General features: G+C 63.3%; 13 protein-coding genes. 6 read left to right on the top strand and 7 right to left on the bottom strand.

Features of this window, described 5'->3' with window-relative positions; genetic code table 11:
- Positions 1-62: 62 nt before the first annotated feature.
- Complete coding sequence (locus FJ943_RS05880; protein ID WP_015315538.1) at positions 63-920, top strand: LysR substrate-binding domain-containing protein; 858 nt, start codon at positions 63-65, stop codon at positions 918-920.
- 40 nt (positions 921-960) lie between these two features.
- On the opposite strand, the gene FJ943_RS05885 is transcribed toward FJ943_RS05880, so the two are convergent.
- Together FJ943_RS05885 and FJ943_RS05890 are read right to left on the bottom strand one after the other, a co-directional pair.
- A complete protein-coding gene (locus FJ943_RS05885; RefSeq protein ID WP_140720232.1) occupies positions 961-3,558 on the bottom strand; it encodes a TIGR02302 family protein in 2,598 nt (865 codons plus the stop codon).
- A 211-nt stretch (positions 3,559-3,769) separates the two neighbouring features.
- Entirely contained in the window at positions 3,770-4,711 is a 942-nt protein-coding gene (locus FJ943_RS05890) for a threonine/serine dehydratase (RefSeq protein WP_140720234.1), read from the bottom strand.
- Positions 4,712-4,761: 50 nt separating this feature from the next.
- Here FJ943_RS05890 and FJ943_RS05895 point away from each other — a divergent pair, with 50 nt between their 5' ends.
- On the top strand, positions 4,762-5,064 hold the full coding sequence (locus FJ943_RS05895) for a metalloregulator ArsR/SmtB family transcription factor (protein ID WP_015315541.1): 303 nt from the start codon (positions 4,762-4,764) through the stop codon (positions 5,062-5,064).
- A gap of 34 nt (positions 5,065-5,098) precedes the next feature.
- Here FJ943_RS05895 and lysA read toward each other — a convergent pair whose 3' ends face one another.
- From lysA to argH, 3 genes are all read right to left on the bottom strand, one after another.
- Positions 5,099-6,367, bottom strand: coding sequence for a diaminopimelate decarboxylase (gene lysA / locus FJ943_RS05900; protein WP_140720236.1), 1,269 nt, complete (start codon positions 6,365-6,367; stop codon positions 5,099-5,101).
- 69 nt (positions 6,368-6,436) lie between these two features.
- Positions 6,437-6,643: a lipoprotein gene (locus FJ943_RS05905; protein ID WP_015315543.1), complete on the bottom strand. Its 207-nt coding sequence runs from the start codon at positions 6,641-6,643 to the stop codon at positions 6,437-6,439.
- 94 nt (positions 6,644-6,737) lie between these two features.
- Positions 6,738-8,138: an argininosuccinate lyase gene (argH, locus tag FJ943_RS05910; RefSeq protein ID WP_015315544.1), complete on the bottom strand. Its 1,401-nt coding sequence runs from the start codon at positions 8,136-8,138 to the stop codon at positions 6,738-6,740.
- Between the two features lie 34 nt (positions 8,139-8,172).
- Here argH and FJ943_RS05915 point away from each other — a divergent pair, with 34 nt between their 5' ends.
- Positions 8,173-8,850, top strand: coding sequence for a TlpA disulfide reductase family protein (locus tag FJ943_RS05915; RefSeq protein ID WP_140720238.1), 678 nt, complete (start codon positions 8,173-8,175; stop codon positions 8,848-8,850).
- Between the two features lie 65 nt (positions 8,851-8,915).
- Here FJ943_RS05915 and FJ943_RS05920 read toward each other — a convergent pair whose 3' ends face one another.
- Positions 8,916-11,369 (bottom strand): EAL domain-containing protein, encoded by a 2,454-nt coding sequence (locus FJ943_RS05920; RefSeq protein ID WP_140720240.1) that lies wholly within the window; start codon positions 11,367-11,369, stop codon positions 8,916-8,918.
- Positions 11,370-11,531: 162 nt separating this feature from the next.
- Complete coding sequence (locus FJ943_RS05925; RefSeq protein ID WP_140720242.1) at positions 11,532-12,566, bottom strand: endonuclease/exonuclease/phosphatase family protein; 1,035 nt, start codon at positions 12,564-12,566, stop codon at positions 11,532-11,534.
- A 236-nt stretch (positions 12,567-12,802) separates the two neighbouring features.
- Between FJ943_RS05925 and FJ943_RS05930 the strand changes: the two genes are divergently transcribed.
- The 3 genes from FJ943_RS05930 to FJ943_RS05940 all read left to right on the top strand — a co-directional run bounded on the left by FJ943_RS05930 (position 12,803) and on the right by FJ943_RS05940 (position 16,117).
- A complete protein-coding gene (locus FJ943_RS05930; RefSeq protein WP_140720244.1) occupies positions 12,803-14,155 on the top strand; it encodes an extracellular solute-binding protein in 1,353 nt (450 codons plus the stop codon).
- Between the two features lie 155 nt (positions 14,156-14,310).
- Positions 14,311-15,195, top strand: coding sequence for a sugar ABC transporter permease (locus FJ943_RS05935; protein WP_015315549.1), 885 nt, complete (start codon positions 14,311-14,313; stop codon positions 15,193-15,195).
- 7 nt (positions 15,196-15,202) lie between these two features.
- On the top strand, positions 15,203-16,117 hold the full coding sequence (locus tag FJ943_RS05940; RefSeq protein WP_140712884.1) for an ABC transporter permease subunit: 915 nt from the start codon (positions 15,203-15,205) through the stop codon (positions 16,115-16,117).
- Positions 16,118-16,125: the final 8 nt, after the last annotated feature.

The following is a 16,125-nucleotide window of genomic DNA, read 5'->3' on the forward strand; positions in this document are numbered from 1 at the left end:
TTTGACATGTTGCAAACGAATTGGAATGATGCCAGCGATCAAATCTGCTTATGATGGATGCCATGCGGCCAACCCTCGACAGTGATCTCCTGCGTACCTTTGTCGCCATAGCCGAGGCCGGCAATTTCACGAGGGCCGCCGAGCAGGCCGGCCGCACGCAATCGGCCGTGTCGATGCAGATGAAGAAGCTCGAAGAGCTGGTCGGCGACAGCCTGTTCGAGCGAGGTTCACGCGGCGTCGCGCTGACGCGGCGTGGCGGCGAACTCATCGTCAATGCCCGCCGTATCGTTTCGCTGCTCGATGAAACGGCGGCGTCGATGGCGGCGGCGCCGCTCGGTGGGCCGGTGCGCATAGGCATTCCGGAGGAATATGGCCATGCCATCCTGTCGCGCGCGCTCGGCGCATTTTCGAAGCGCCACACCAAGGTCGAGGTCACCGTGCGCTACGCGCATTCGGAGGCGCAGATCGCGGCGCTCGCCGCCGGCGAGCTGGATTTATGCGTGGTGTTCGAATGGCAAGATCCTTCCGGCGGCGAAGTGCTGATGCATGATCCGACGGTCTGGGTGACGTCGAACCTGCATCACATGCATGAGGAGCGCCCGGTGCCGATCGCGCTCTACAACCGCGCCGGCTGGTGTAAGGACTTCGCCATCAAATCGCTGGAGCAGCGTGGCCTTGCCTATCGCGTCGCCTATACAAGCGATACCAATGGCGGCCTGAAGCTTGCCGTCACCTCGGGGTTGGCGATCGCGCCGATCTCACGCAGCAACATTCCGGCGGACTGCCGAGAGCTGACGTCCGCGGACGGGTTCGGCGACATCGATTCCTCCAATGTGGTGATGCATCGCAACCCGAATGCGTCAGGCGAAGCAATCGACGGCATGCAGGAGGCAATCCGCGAGGCGTTCGTCAACAGGTAGACGGCTCCATGGAAATGAAGCTGGTCGCTCTCGCCGTTTCCTATTTCAGCTCCAGCAGCCGTTCCAGATAGCTGCGCTCGATGTCGGGGCTGAGCGCATTGCCGAGCCGCTTGCGGATCGCTTCCAGAATCTGGCGCGCGCGCTGAACGTCGATCTCGTCGGGCACTTTCACCGAATCGCCAAAATCGGGACCCTGGCTGGCGCGCGGCCGGCCGAGCGGGTCGCGGTCGGCATCCTGCTGGCGGCCGCCTTGCTGGCTGCCGCCCTGGTCGCCCTGCATGGCCTGCATCTGTTTCATCATGTCCTTGGCGCCCTTGCGCAGCGCCTCGAGCGCCCGGCCCTGGTGGCCGACGGCCTCGTCGCCCTGGCCCTCGCCAAGCGCCTGCTCGGCGCTGCCCATGGACTTGCCGGCCTCGCCAAATCCTTCATTGGGCTCCATGCCCATGCCCTCGAGGCCTTTCTTCAGCTGCTCCAGATCGCTCTTCAGCTGGCCCTGGCCCTCCTGCAGCTGCTTCAGCGCATCGGCGAATTCCTGCGGCGTCATAGGCTTTGGCTCGCCATTCTCGCCGGGCTTGCCGTTTTCGCCAGATTGACCTTGCTCATCGTTCTGGCCAAGCTGCTCGTCGCGGTTGCGGCCGCGCTGGCGCTCGCCGCGCTGCATCTGATCCATGCGGAAGGTGTCGTTCATCATCTCCTGCTGCCGCCGCAGGATCTCGCCAAGCTTGTCCATCTGCTGACGCATCTGGCTGTCCTGCTCGCCCCCCTGCTGCTGGCGGCCGGCCTGGAGGTTGTTCATCATGTCCTGCAACTGAGACAGCAATTGCTGGGCCTTGTCGCGATCGCCGGACTTCGCCAGATTTTCGATCTGGTCCATCATGCGGTCGATGTCGCTCTGGCGCAGCTCCTGGCCGTTCTGCTGCATCTGCGGCGCGTTCGGGTTCTGCTTGGCGCGTTCGGCGAACTCCTGCAGGAACTGGTTCATCGCCTCGCGCAGTTCCTTCATCGCCTTCTCGATCTCGGCATCGCTGGCGCCATTCTTGATGGCGTCCTGCAGTGCCTGCTGGGCCTGGCGCAGCCGCTTTTCGGCCGCCGAGAGGTTGCCCTCCTCGATACCAAGCGCGATCTCCCAGAGGTAGGCAACCTCGCTGCGCAATTGATCGTCGTTCACCGCCAGCTTCAGCCGGCTCATTGCGCTCATGATGGCGAGGTAGTGGGACATGGTATCGAACGTGTCTTCAGGCCGCAGCGTGATGGCCTCCATCAGGTCGAGCACGCGCGGCTTGGCATTGGCGTCGAGCGCAAGCAGGCGGCGCTGTTCGATCACCGCGCGTGCCAGCGGGTTGGTGAACGGCCGCTCGGGCATCGCGAGCGTCTTGGTTTCGCTTGAGGCGGTGTGGCCGGCGTCGTCGGTGGCGACCAGCGTCAGCTTGATGCTGCTGCCGGCCCAGACATGCTCGGTCAGGTCTTTCGTGGTCTTGGCGGCATTCAACTTGCCGCCGCGGCGCGGCAGTGTCAGCGGCATTTCGGGCGGACCATAGAGCGGATGCGCACCCGGCGGCTGCGGGTCGGCCAGCGCGAAGACCGCCTTGGCGGTGGCGGCGCCGTAATCGTCATCGATCTGATAGTTGAGCTCGAAGGCGCCGTTGGCGGCGCGCTTGGGCTCGCCGACGAAGCGGATCTGCGGCGGCTTGTCCGGGATGACGGCGAAAGCCCAGCGGCCAAGCTGATCCTCCCCCGATTTCAGCGTCAGCGTCCCGTCGCCGGTCAGCTTGCTGGCGAACTGGCGCACCTTCGAAGGCGAGGCGGACGACACCGCCGGGCTTGCTGCCGGCTTGGCGGCGGCTTGCGGGCTTGCGGGGTCGATGGCGCGCGCATTGCCGTCCTTGTCGGCATAGGCAAGCGTTTCCTCGCCCGAGCCTCCGGTAACGCGCAGGGAGACGTCGCTTCCCTCGGGGACATGAAAAGTCGGGGTCGCCTGGTTGGCGTCGGCAGTCAGGAAGATCGGCGGCTTGCCGGTATAGGCCGGCGGCGTCACCCATGCGTCGATGCGCGGCGGTACGGCGTCGAGCGTGCCATGTGCGCTGAACCCATCTGTCAGCCGGCCGCCGGTCGGCCCGAAGGAGAAGGCAAAGGCAGTGACCAGCAGGAGCGCCGCCACGGCGCGCAATCCCCACGGGTCGCGCTCCGGCACGCGCGTGCGCGGCAGATCGGCGCCGAGATTGTCGAGCTTTCCAGCCATTCGCTTCTGGTGCTCGCGCCAGAGCGCCTGCGAGAAACTGCTTTCCTGGCCGCTGGGCCGGTCGCTCTGCACCTGCACCGGGCTGTGCAGCAGTCTGTTGGCGGCTTCGATGCGGCGATCGATCTCGGCCGCGCCAGGTATGCGGAAAAAGCGCAGCGGATAAAGCGCCGCCAGACCTGCCAGGCAAAACATGGCGATAAGGCCGATGCGCACCACGTCCGGCAGCCGGGGAAAAATACCGAACCAGGAGACGCTGAGAAACAGGCCGACGACGATAATGAGCGGAAGCAGCAGCGGCCAGCCACGCTCGATCGCCATCGAGACCCGCGTCGCCAGCCGGCTCAAGGCCAGGCGTCCGGCCAGGCCGCGATTGCTGCTGAAGGTGGGTCGTTCGGTCATCGGCCCTTCCTGGAGCCCTGTTCCGTCCTGAAGGACCGCAATGGGCTCTATCTCTTTGGGCATGATCTGTTCCGAAACTTGGATTCTATTTTTCGGGATCATGCGGCGAGGCGGACGGGATAGCCCAAGCCTCACGACTCGAAGAATACCAGTAAACACGGCAAAGGCGAGGCAGTTTGAGAAAACGTGAAGCCTGCCGAAATGGTTGCAATCAGAAATTGGCGGGGTTTGCGTTGGCCCCACAGACCAGCACGGCGACCCGTTCGCCCGGTGTCGGCGCGTAGCGGCCGGACAGGATCGCGGCAAAGGCGGCGGCACCACCCGGCTCCGAGATGATGCGCACGCGGTTCCAGAGCGCCTTCTGGGCGGCGATGATGTCGTCGTCGCTGACCAGGATGGAGCGTTCGACGAAGGCTTCGGCGATCGGGAACATCATCTCGCCGACCCGCTTCGGCGCCAGCGAATCGGCGGCGATGCCTTCCGCCGGCGCGTCCACCGGATGGCCGGCCTCGAAGGCGCGATGAAGCGTCGGCGCACCCTCGGGCTCTACGGCGACGATGCGGATGCGGCCGGCATACCAGGCGGCGATGCCGCCGATCAGGCCGCCACCACCGACGGCGACCAGCAGCGTGTCGATCTCAGGCAGATCGCGTTCGATTTCGAGCCCGAGAGTGCCTTGGCCGACCAGCGTCTCCTCCTGGTTGAAGGCGTGGATCTGCAAGGCGCCGGTTTCCTCGGCGAACCGTTCGCTGGCGGCCAGCGCTTCGGCATAGCGGGCGCCGCCGACAACGAGGTCGGCGCCATAGGCCCGGATGCGGTCCAGCTTGGCCTGCGGGCTCACTTCGGGAACGAAGATGGTTGCTCTGTGGCCAAGCCGCATGGCGGCGTAGGCGACGGCAGCGCCATGATTGCCGCCCGATGCGGCGACGACGCCGGCCTCGGGAACCGGCCGCTCCAGGAGGTTGGTGAAGGCGCCGCGGGCTTTGAACGAGCCGGAATGCTGCAGGCATTCGAGCTTGAGGTCGATCGCCAATGGCCCCCGATCGAAGTCGGCCATGTCGACGCGCAGAACCGGTGTGTGCCTGATATAGGAGCGGATGCGCGGTTCCATCGCGGCGATGCGTTCGCGTGTGACGACGTTGCCCTGCGACATCAAAATCTCCTTGGGATTGACAGCAATTAGTAACTTGGCAAAATGGCTAAATGCAAGAGGTTGATGTCTTCAAGGCGATCGCCAACGAGCGCAGGCTGCAGATTCTCGACTGGCTCAAGAATCCACGTGCGCATTTCCGGGCACAGGCGGATGGCGATCTGGTCGAGGACGGCGTCTGCGCGCTGCTGATCGCCGAGAAGCTCGGCATCACTCAGGCGACGCTTTCCGAGCATATGCGCGTGCTCGTCCAGGCCGGCCTGCTCAGAACCAAGCGCATCAGGCAATGGACCTTCTACCGCCGCGACGAGGACAGGATCGCCGACGCAAGGGCACTCATCCAGAACCGGTTATAGCGCAGAACCGGTTATAGCGTCGCGGCAGGGCGGCTTACGCAAGCCAGTCCGGCACCGAATCCAGCCCGATCAGCTCGTCATAGGTCAGGCGCGGACGCACGACATGGAAACGGTCGCCGTCGACCAGCACCTCCGGCACCAGCAGGCGAGTGTTGTAGGTGCCGGCCTGGACCGCGCCATAGGCGCCGGCGGTGGAAACGGCGACGAGATCGCCCGCCATCAGCCAGGGCAGGTCGCGGTCGAGGCCGAGATAATCGCCGGTCTCGCAGACTTGGCCGACCACGTCGACCATCATGCGCGGCGCGTCGGCCGGCGGCTGCACGACCGGCCTGATCTCGTGGAAGGCATCGTAGAGCGTCGGCCGGATCAGGTCATTCATGGCAGCGTCGACAACGAGGAAATTCTTGGCGTCGCCTTCCTTCACGAAAATCACTTCCGAGACCAGGATGCCGGCATTGCCAACGATCAGCCGGCCCGGCTCGAACATCACCTTGAGACCCAATTTGGTGACATGCTTGCGGACGATCTGGGCGTAGGCGTCGGGCAAGGGGGGCGGGTTGTTGTCGACGCGGTAGGGGATGCCGAGACCGCCGCCGAGATCGACATGCTCGATGGCATGGCCGTCGCCGCGCAGCGCTCCGACAAGGTCGACCAGCAGGGCGAAGGCGTCGTCGAAGGGCTGCAACTCGGTGATCTGGCTGCCGATATGGGTATCGATGCCGGTGACCTTAATGCCCGGAAGCGTTGCCGCGCGGGCATAGACCTGGCGCGCCCGCTGCCAGGGAATGCCGAACTTGTTTTCAGCCTTGCCGGTTGAGATTTTCTTGTGGGTCTTGGCGTCGACATCGGGATTGATGCGCAGCGAGATCGGCGCCACCTTGCCGAGCGCCACGGCACGTGCCGACAACAGCTCGAGTTCCGGCTCGGATTCGACGTTGAAGCAGAGAATGCCGGCTTGGAGCGCAAAGTCCATTTCGCGGGCGGTCTTGCCGACGCCCGAGAACAGGATCTTGCCGGCCGGGACTCCTGCGGCGAGAGCCCGGCGCAATTCGCCTTCCGAGACGACGTCGGCGCCGGCGCCGAGCTTGGCCAAGGTCCGCAGCACCGCCTGGTTGGAATTGGCCTTCATGGCGTAGCAGACCAGCGTATCGAGCCCGGCAAAGGCCTGGACGAAGACACGGTAGTGCCTAGTCAGGGTCGCCGTCGAATAGCAATAGAACGGCGTGCCGACCTGTGCGGCGATATCAGGGATCGCCACGTCCTCGGCATGCAGCACGCCATCGCGGTAGTCGAAATGGTTCACGAGAGTGGTTCCGGAAGTTGAGGCACGATGCGATCGGGTTTGGAAAGACCAATCCCGCCTTCATCGGAGCTAGATCAGCGGGTCGAGAATGAACTTCTTGTCCACGACCGGTTTTTCCGGTTCCGGCGGCACGGGCTGGTGGGCCTTCTCGGCATCCTTGCGTGCCTGGACAGCCGCCTCATAGGGCGTGTCCAGGCCCGCCTTGCGGCCGCAGGCGGTCACGGAGGCAAGCGCCGCAAGCAGCGTCAGCGTCACCAAAATCCTGCTTCCGGTCATCGATCCATCCGTCCGAAACTCTCTGTCCGCCGCTGCTTTTAGCCGAGTTCTCGGTGCATTGCACCCCGGATATTGCTGATCGCGATATCCGGCATTACGCCTTGGCGAGACGCTTTTTCCAATAGCGGATCTGCTTTCTCACTTCCGACGGTGCGGTGCCGCCGAAGCTGGTGCGGCTCTTGACCGAGTTCTGCACCGCCAGCACCGAGAATATGTCGGAAGTGATGCCTGGGTTGATCGACTGCAGATCCTCCAGCGAAAGCTTTTCCAGGCTGACCTTCCTGTGTTCGGCCAGCGCCACCGCGCGGCCGGTGACATGATGGGCCTCGCGGAACGGCAGGCCCAAAGTACGCACCAGCCAGTCGGCGAGGTCGGTGGCGGTGGCGTGGCCGGAGCCGGCGGCCTTCTTCATCGCGGCGGCATTGACCGTCATGTCCGCAACCATGCCGGTCATCGCGGCCAGCATCAGGTCGAGCGTCTCGGCCGCGTCGAACACCGATTCCTTGTCTTCCTGCATGTCCTTGCCGTAGGTCAAAGGCATGCCCTTCATCACCGTCAGCAGGCCGACCAGATGGCCGTTGACGCGGCCTGTCTTGCCGCGAACCAGTTCGGCCGCGTCGGGGTTCTTCTTCTGCGGCATGATCGAGGAGCCGGTGGAGAAGCTATCCGACAGCCTGATGAAGCCGAATTGCGGCGTCGACCAGATGATGATCTCCTCGGCCAGCCGCGACAGGTGAGTGGCGCAGATCGCCGCCATGGCAAGGAATTCCAGCGCGAAATCGCGGTCTGAGACGCTGTCCAGCGAATTGCGCATCGGCTCGCGAAAGCCGAGCGCGCTCGCGGTCTGGTGACGGTCGATCGGGAAGCTGGTGCCGGCAAGGGCGGCGGCACCGAGCGGGCTCTCGTCCATCCGTTCGATGGCGTCGCGCACGCGTGACAGGTCGCGCGAAAACATCTCGACATAGGCCATGCAATGATGGCCGAAAGTGACCGGCTGCGCCGCCTGCATGTGGGTGAAACCCGGCATGACGGTCGCCGCATGTTCCTCGGCTCGCGCCAGGAGGGCCATGATCAAGCCTTTCAACGCCTCGGCGACACGAAAGCATTCGTCCTTGACCCAGAGCCTCAGATCGACGGCCACCTGGTCGTTGCGCGAACGGGCGGTGTGCAGCCGGCCGGCCGCCGGACCGATGAGATCGGCAAGGCGGGCCTCTATGTTCATGTGGATGTCTTCCAGCCGCGTCGAAAACTCGAAGCTGCCGCCCTCGATCTCTTTCAGGATCGTGTTCAGACCGTGAGCGATTTTTTCTTGATCGGCCGCCGAAATAATGCCCGTTTGCGCCAGCATCTCGCTATGAGCGATCGAGCCTCTTATGTCCTGCGCGTAGAGTTTGCGGTCGAACGAGATCGACGCGTTGATCGCTTCCATGATCGCGGCCGGACCCGAGGCAAATCGTCCGCCCCACATCTGGTTGCTGGTCTTCTTGTCGCTCATGGCTATAACCCGTGCTTCGGAGCAGTTTGAGAATATGGCAGACGGAAACAGATTTTTCCCGGCCCGGCGCCTGATCCTCGCCGCCCTGGTGGCGGGAGCGCTGGCCGGCGCGGTCGCGGTATATGTCAGCGAGAGCCGGTCTGGCAACAGCGCCGCGCCCCAAGCAGCCGCCGGCGACAAGGACGATGTCGCCTGCGCCGCCAAGAGCGATCGCGCCAAGAAGGTCGCGGCCGCGGCCACCGGCGAGGTCGCGGCACTTTTGCCGGCCGATCCGCCGCAGTCGATGAGGAGCCTCGCCTTCCACGGTCCGGACGGCAAGCCGATGACGATCGCCGATCATGCCGGCAAGACGGTGCTGCTCAATCTCTGGGCTACATGGTGCGCGCCCTGCCGTGCCGAAATGCCGGCGCTCGATGCGCTGCAAAAGGAGAAAGGCAGCGACGCCTTTCAGGTCGTCGCCGTCAACGTCGATGCCGGCGACGACGTGAAACCGAAGAAGTTTCTCGCCGATACCGGTGTGCACACGCTCGGCTACTACCGCGATTCGACGATGACACTGTTCAACGACCTCAAGACGCGCGGTCTGGCGCTCGGCCTGCCCGTCACCATGCTGATCGACGGCGAAGGCTGCCTGATCGCCCACATGAACGGTCCAGCCGAATGGGCGGGCCCCGATGCAAAGCGGCTGGTCGAGACGGCGCTCGGGTCGTGAGCCAGAGCACCTCCAGGAAAGTGTGTAACGGTTCTCCGTCCGGAATTGCGTAAAAACAAAGAGCTCTAGGCCGAGCATACGCTCGGCTTGAGCAATACGAGGCTGCCATCCTGGCGGTCGGCGCCTCGCGCCCGAACACGCTTGCCTTGGCCGGTCAGGTCTCCGAACGCCTCGATCGGCGCCGGCTTGCCGAGATAATAGCCCTGGCCGATCTCGCAGGCCTCGGCGTCGAGGAACTTCAACTCGCCGAGCGTCTCGACGCCCTCCGCCAGCACCGGCAGACCCAGGCCGCGCCCCAGCCCGAGCACGGCGCGCACGATCGCCGCAACCTGGCCGTTGGTGTCGACGGACTTGATGAAGGAACCGTCGATCTTGATCTTGTCGAAAGGAAAGGCGCGAAGGTTGGAGAGGGAGGAATAGCCGGTTCCGAAATCATCCATGGCCACGCGCACGCCAAGCGCCTTGACCTGTCGCAAACTCGCCAGCGCGCGCGGCATGTCCTTCACCAGCGCCGTCTCGGTGATTTCGAGTTCCAGCCTGGCTGCCGCGAGACCGGACTTGAGCAAGGTCTCGTGCACCTTTCGGCTGAAGTTCGGATTGTGCAACTGCACCGCGGAGACGTTGACGGCCACCGTCAGTGGATTTTCCCAACTGGCGGCCTCCTGGCACGCTGCGGTCAGCACCCAATCTCCGATCTGGCCTATGGCGCCGCTGTCCTCCGCCAGCGGAATGAATATGGACGGGGGAACATCGCCGCGTTCGGGATGCCGCCAACGGATCAAGGCTTCGAAGCCGACCATTTTGCCGCTGCTGATCTCTTTCTGCGGCTGGTAGACGAGATAGAATTCGTCGCGCGCTACTGCCTGGCGCAGTTCGTGCTCCATGACGCGCTTGTCGCGAGCCTCGGCGCCCATCGACGCCTCGAAATAGCGATAGGTGTCCCTGCCTTCGGTCTTGGCGCGATAGAGCGCGGTATCCGCATGGCTGATGAGGCTGGCCTGGTCTTCCGCGTCCAGCGGATAGAGCGCGATGCCGATGCTCCCCGATACCAGCCCGCCACCCGCCGAGAGCCGGTTCTCCTCGCGCATCGCGGCGAGCACCGCGTCGGCGATCCGGCTCGCCGCCTGCGGGTCGGGCAGGTTGGGGGCGATGATGGCGAATTCGTCGCCGCCCAGGCGCGCCAGCATCTGTCCGTGGCGAAGAACGCCGGAGACACAGTTCGCCACCTTCTGAAGCATCGCGTCGCCGGCGCCATGCCCATAAAGATCGTTCACCTCCTTGAACCGGTCGAGGTCGAGCAGCAGAAGCGCAAGATGCCCGCCCCTCGCGCCCTTGCCGGCTTTTGCGTCTCGGCTCGTGGCGGCGATTTCGGTATCAAGCCGGCTGGAAAAGCTACGGCGGTTGGCGAGCCCCGTCAGCGGATCGAAATGAGCGAGGCGAAGGATTTCCTGTTCCGCCTTCTTGCGTTCGCGAATGTCGCGGACGGCGACGACATTGTGAGGCTTGCCGCAATAGTCGATGCTTCTGGCGATCAGTTCGACGGGAATTCTCATCCCGTCGCGATTGCTTAGTTCCGCCTCCCACGGCTGTCCCTGGAAGTTGATCAGGTCGGATGCGGTGCGCTCATCGAAGAGGTCGCCAAGTTCCCTTCCGTTCAGTGTCGTGGCGACCATGCCGGTCAGCCTGGCCATGCTGTCGTTGACACTGACGATGCGATTGCCATCGCAGACGATCAGGCCTTCCACCGCGGCGTTGGCTAAGCCGTGCATGCGGTCGACCTCAAGCTTTTGGCGGCGGAAGCGAAGGTCGATCCACAGCGCGGTGGCCGAAAGCACCAGGATCACCAGAGTGGCCGCAGCGGCGGCGAAGGCCTGCGAGGTCGGTGCGACGGTGTGTTGGGATATGGCGATCGAGGAATCCGGGAAGATCGAGACGGCAGCCATGGCGATGAAGTGCAGGCCGCAGATTGCCAGCGTCAGCAAGACCGCACCGGCAAGCGTCGCAGGCAGCGACGAGCCGCGCAGGACGACGCGCAAAGCCAGCGCCGCGAGCGTCACGCCGGCCAGCAAGGAGACGGCGACGAGGAGCAGGTTCCATTCGATCCGGCCCTCGACCTCGAATGCCGCCATGCCGATGTAGTGCATGGCGGCAATACCGCCGCCCAGAACGGCGCCGCCGACCAGATGGTAGTCAAGCTCGTCGCGCAAGGTGGCGACCCACATGCCGGCCGCCGTAACCGCCACCGCGCCAGCGAGCGAGAGTACTGAAAGTCCGGGATCATAGGCGTTGGGGATTCCCGGCGTGAAGGCAAGCATGGCGATGAAGTGCGTTGCCCAGATGCCGAAACCGGTCGAGGTGGAGGCGATCGTCAGCCAGGCAAGCCGATTTCGATCCGTCGAGCGACCTATGTGATGAAGAAGATTGACGGCTGAAAAACAGGAAATTCCACAAATCAGCGCTGCCAGTGCAACCAGCCTCAGATCGTGCTGGTTCACGATGCAGTTATAGACCGTCAGCATCTTATTCCCCCTGGCCCGCAGGAAATAAAGAAAGAAATATGACTGATTAATGCTTGGCTGTTGAAGGATCGATAAAGCCGCCTGCAACCATAGCGTGCTTTTGCGGCGCAAGCTGACCGCAAGAGCACAGGCCAGGTCAGCCGCATCGATTGAAGACGACGGTTATTTCAGGCGGACGGTCACTGTCAGGGCGTCATGATCCGAGCTTGGGCTGCCATCCGGCAACACCGCCGGAAGAACCGCCGGCGCGCTGGCCGCGAGGCCGCGCGTGAAGAACCAGTCGATTCGGCCAACCGGGGTGCCGGCGGGCCGACGCTGGGTGGGCAGGTCCAAATTGTTGGCGGCCTGCCAATCATAGCCGCGCTCGGCAAGGGCCGCGAACAGCGGCTCGTGACGCTCGGCATGGATCAGCCGGTCCGGTTCGGCCATGACCCGAGCCATCCACGCCCGTGGGTCGTCATGGCGCTCCTCGTGGCTTGCCGTCAGCGTGTTGAAATCGCCGCCGAGCAGTACCGGCGCTTGCGCATCATAGTTGTCGATTGCATCGAGGAGTTTGCGTGTCTGAGCGGCCCTGCCAGCCGGATCGGTTCGGTTTTCAAGGTGCACCGAGACGACCGTCATCCTGCGGTCGCCGATGCGCGCCTGGCCGCCGATCGCCATGCGTCCGCCGATGCGCGGTTGGCCGCGCTCCGGCCGAAACCAGCCGCCGGCGGCGTCCAGGCGCACCAGGAAGGGTCGCAGCAGCGGCATGCCACTGGTCACGGCATTGCCGTGAAAGCCTTCCGCGTTGGCGGCTTCACCGGTTGCCATGCGCTCGGCCTCGTTGCCGCCAGCGAGTTCGACGAACTCGACACCATAGGCGAAGGCATGGCCGAGCCGGTCGGCAAGCACGCTGAGCGGATGGCCGTTGCCGGAGCGTGCCATGCCCTTGTCCACCTCGGACAACAGCACGATTTCGGGGGCCAGCCCGGCAAGCGTTCGTGCAATGGCATCGACATGACGGAGCCGCTCGACGTTCCAGGCCACCACCTTCAAGGCCTCGCCGACGTTCGCGCGCGACGCCTTGCCGCCGATTTCGATCTGGCCAAGAGCCGGAATGGCGGCTGCATGCCGCAAATGGGTGGCGCTGTCGCGGGGGCCTTCGCGCATCGCCTGCCTGTCGGTGATGGGCACGTGCGCCAGCTGCTTCACCAGCATTTCATCATCCCTTTTAGCCGGATAACAATGACGGCCTTTACGTCCTTGGAAGTCGCCCTAGCTACCTAAGGCGCCGGTGTGACGTTTTCATGCCGCTGTAGCCGCCGGAGGGGAGGAAAGACCAGCTGTGCACAGGCCCGGGAAGCCACAACAGAACTGTCACATACCTTCTCTAAGAGAGCGGGCAAGGACTTGCGCAAGACCCTTGTCAACAGTCATTCAAGAGGGAAGAAATCATGACGATCATCAAGCGGGGCTTTGCTGCCCTTGCCGCTGGCGTGCTCAGCTCCGCGCTGGCGATGCCTGCCTTCGCGGAACCGGTAAAATTCGATTTCTGGTTCGGTCTTTCGGGCGATCTCGCCCGGGTCGTGGACACGCTGTGCAAGAACTTCAACGCCTCGCAGAAGGACTATGAAGTCGTCTGCACCAGCCAGGGCAATTACGACGCCACCTTGCAGAACACCATTGCCGCCTTCCGCGCCGGCAAGCAGCCCACCGTCGTTCAGGTCTATGACGTCGGCACCGCCACCATGATGCTGTCGGGTGCCTACAAGCCCGCCGACAAGCTCATGGAAGAAAACGGCTACAAGATCGACTACGCCGATTATTTCCCAGGCATCGCCCGCTATTACGCCACCTCGAAAGGCGAGATGCTGTCCTTCCCGTTCAACTCGTCTACGGCGTTGATGTACTGGAACAAGGACGCCTTCGCCAAGATCGGCAAGACCGAAGCGCCGAAGACCTGGGAAGACGTCGGCGCCGACCTCAAGGCAATGAAGGACGCCGGCTATGAATGCCCGATGGCGATCAACATCTCGGCCAATGAAAGCTGGCAGCTGATGGAGCAGTTCTCCGCCATTCACAACCAGCCGATCGCTACCAAGAACAATGGCTATGACGGCCTCGACGCCCGCCTCGAAGTCAACAAGACCAAGTTCGTGCAGTACGTCACCGACCTCAAGAAGTGGTATGATGCCGGCCTGATCAAGATCAAGTCGAAGGATCTCGGCCAGGATATGGTCCAGGCCTTTGCCACCGGCACCTGCCAGGTCATCCTGACCTCGGTCGGCGATCACGGCACGGTTGGCCGTACGCAGAAGGAAGGCATGAACTGGGACGTCGCCGAACTGCCCGTCTATGCCGGCACGGAGCGCAAGAACTCGCTCGTCGGCGGCGCATCGCTGTGGGTTCTCTCGGGCAAGTCGGATGCTGAATACAAGGGCGCGGCCGCGTTCCTCAACTTCATCCATGATCCGAAGACCGCCCTGTTCTGGTCGACCAACACCGGTTACATCCCGGTGACCAAGTCGGGCTTCGACTACATGAAGGGCCAGGGCTTTTACGACAAGGCGCCTTACAAGGGCCGCGAAGTCGCGATCGCCAGCCTGACCGCCTCCGAGCCGACCGAAATCACCCGCGGCATCCGCCTGGGCAATTTCACCCAGATCCGCGCCGAGTTCGGCACCCAGATGCAGGCGATCTTCGCCAACAAGCTCACCGTGCAGGAAGGTCTCGACACGCTGGTCAAGAACGGCGACGCCATCCTCGACCGCTTCCAGCAGACATATCCAGGCAAGACCCTGCCCTGATCCAGGGATTTCCCAGACCGCCCGCCGACCCATTTGAGCATGATCCCGAAGACCGGTTTCCAGTTTTCGGGATCATGCCTGGGTCGACGGGCGGGCATTTCGTTATTAATCTCTCGCTTGCTTTAAGCTGACCACCCTGCGGCAACGGCGGACCGATGGAAAAACGCGTCACTTTCGGCAGTTGGACAATCGGCATTCTTTTCGCGGTGCCGCAGCTCCTGCTGATCTTCACCTTCTTCTACTGGCCTGCCGGCCAGGCCGTATACTGGTCGCTGACGCTGCAGCAGCCCTGGGGCGGCGGCAACATCTGGGTCGGTCTCGACAATTTCCGCTCGATCCTGGCCAACGCCGATTACTGGAACTCGATCACCGCCAGCCTTGTCTTTGCCGGCATCAGCACCGGGCTTGCGATGTTCGTCGCGCTCGTGCTCGCCGCGCTCACCGACCGCCAGCTAGCCGGCTCATGGCTGTATCGCGTGGTGCTGATCTGGCCCTATGGCATCGCCGCGCCCGCCCTGGCGCTGGCATTCCGCTTCATCCTGGCGCCGGAAGCCGGCTTCATGGCCGTCGTCAACCAGGTCTGGCCCGGCTTCTGGGATCCCGGCCTGGACGGCGCCGACGCCATGGCTTCGATCATCATCGCCTTTTCCTGGAAGTATGTCGGCTACAACTTCATCTTCTTCCTCGCCGCGTTCCAGGCGATCCCGCGTTCCCTGATCGAAGCCGCCGCGATGGACGGCTCTGGTGTCATGAGGCGCTTCTGGGACATCCAGTTTCCGCTGATCACCCCGACCATCTTCTTCCTGCTTGTCATCAACATCACGGAAAGCTTCCAGGATTCCTTCGGCATCGTCGACATCATGACGTCCGGTGGGCCGGCGAATGCCACCAATCTGATGGTCTACAAGATCTACTCCGACGGCTTCAAAGGCCTCGATTACTCCGGTGCCGCCGCGCAGAGCATCATCCTGATGCTGCTCATCATCGTGCTGACCATTTTCCAGTTCCGCTTCATCGAGCGGCGCGTCCATTACAGGTGAGACTGATATGGTCGAGCGCACCCCGTTCCTCAATTTTTTCACGCACCTGATCTTGTTCGTCGGCTTCGTTTTCTGTGTGGCGCCGTTCGCCATCGTGGCAATCGCAGCCTCGCATAATCTCAGGGATGTCAACGACGTGCCGATGTCGCTGCTGCCGGGTAGCGATTTCTGGATCAACATCAAGACCGCCTGGGTGACAGCCGACCTTGGTCCCAAGCTGCTGAACAGCTTCATCGTTGCGACCGGCGTTGCCGCAGGCAAAGTGATCGTCTCGGCGTTGACGGCCTTCGCGATCGTCTATTTCCGATTTCCTGGCCGCACGCTGATCTTCTGGCTGATCTTCATCACTCTGATGCTGCCGCTTGAAGTGCGCATCGTGCCGACCTACGCAGTGGTCGCCAACGTGCTCGAGCCGTATCAGGCTATCCTGGACGTGACCGGCCTGAGCTGGCTGATCGAAACGGTTTCGGGCGTGCAGGTCCAGCTCAGCGTTGGGCTGCTCAACTCCTATCCCGGCCTAATTCTGCCGCTGGTCGCCACGGCGACCGGGACGTTCCTTTATCGCCAATTCTTCCTGACCGTGCCGGACGAATTGACGGAAGCCGCACGCATGGATGGCGCCGGGCCACTGCGCTTCTTCATCGATATCCTGTTGCCGCTGTCGCGCAACAACATGGCGGCGCTCGGGACCATCATGTTCCTGTGGGCATGGAACCAGTATCTATGGCCGCTGCTCATCACCACCGACCAGTCGCATGCGATGGCGGTGACCGAGCTCAAGCAGCTCATCCCCAATGTCGGCGGCACTCCGGAGTGGCATATCGCCATGGCCGGTACTCTCATCATTATGCTGCCGCCGATGATCGTCGTGGTGCTGATGCAGCGCTGGTTCGTGCGCGGCCTGATCGCCACCGAGAAGTAACAAGGAGA

The sequence above is a fragment of the Mesorhizobium sp. B2-3-10 genome (assembly GCF_006442275.1).
Lineage (GTDB): Bacteria > Pseudomonadota > Alphaproteobacteria > Rhizobiales > Rhizobiaceae > Mesorhizobium > Mesorhizobium australicum.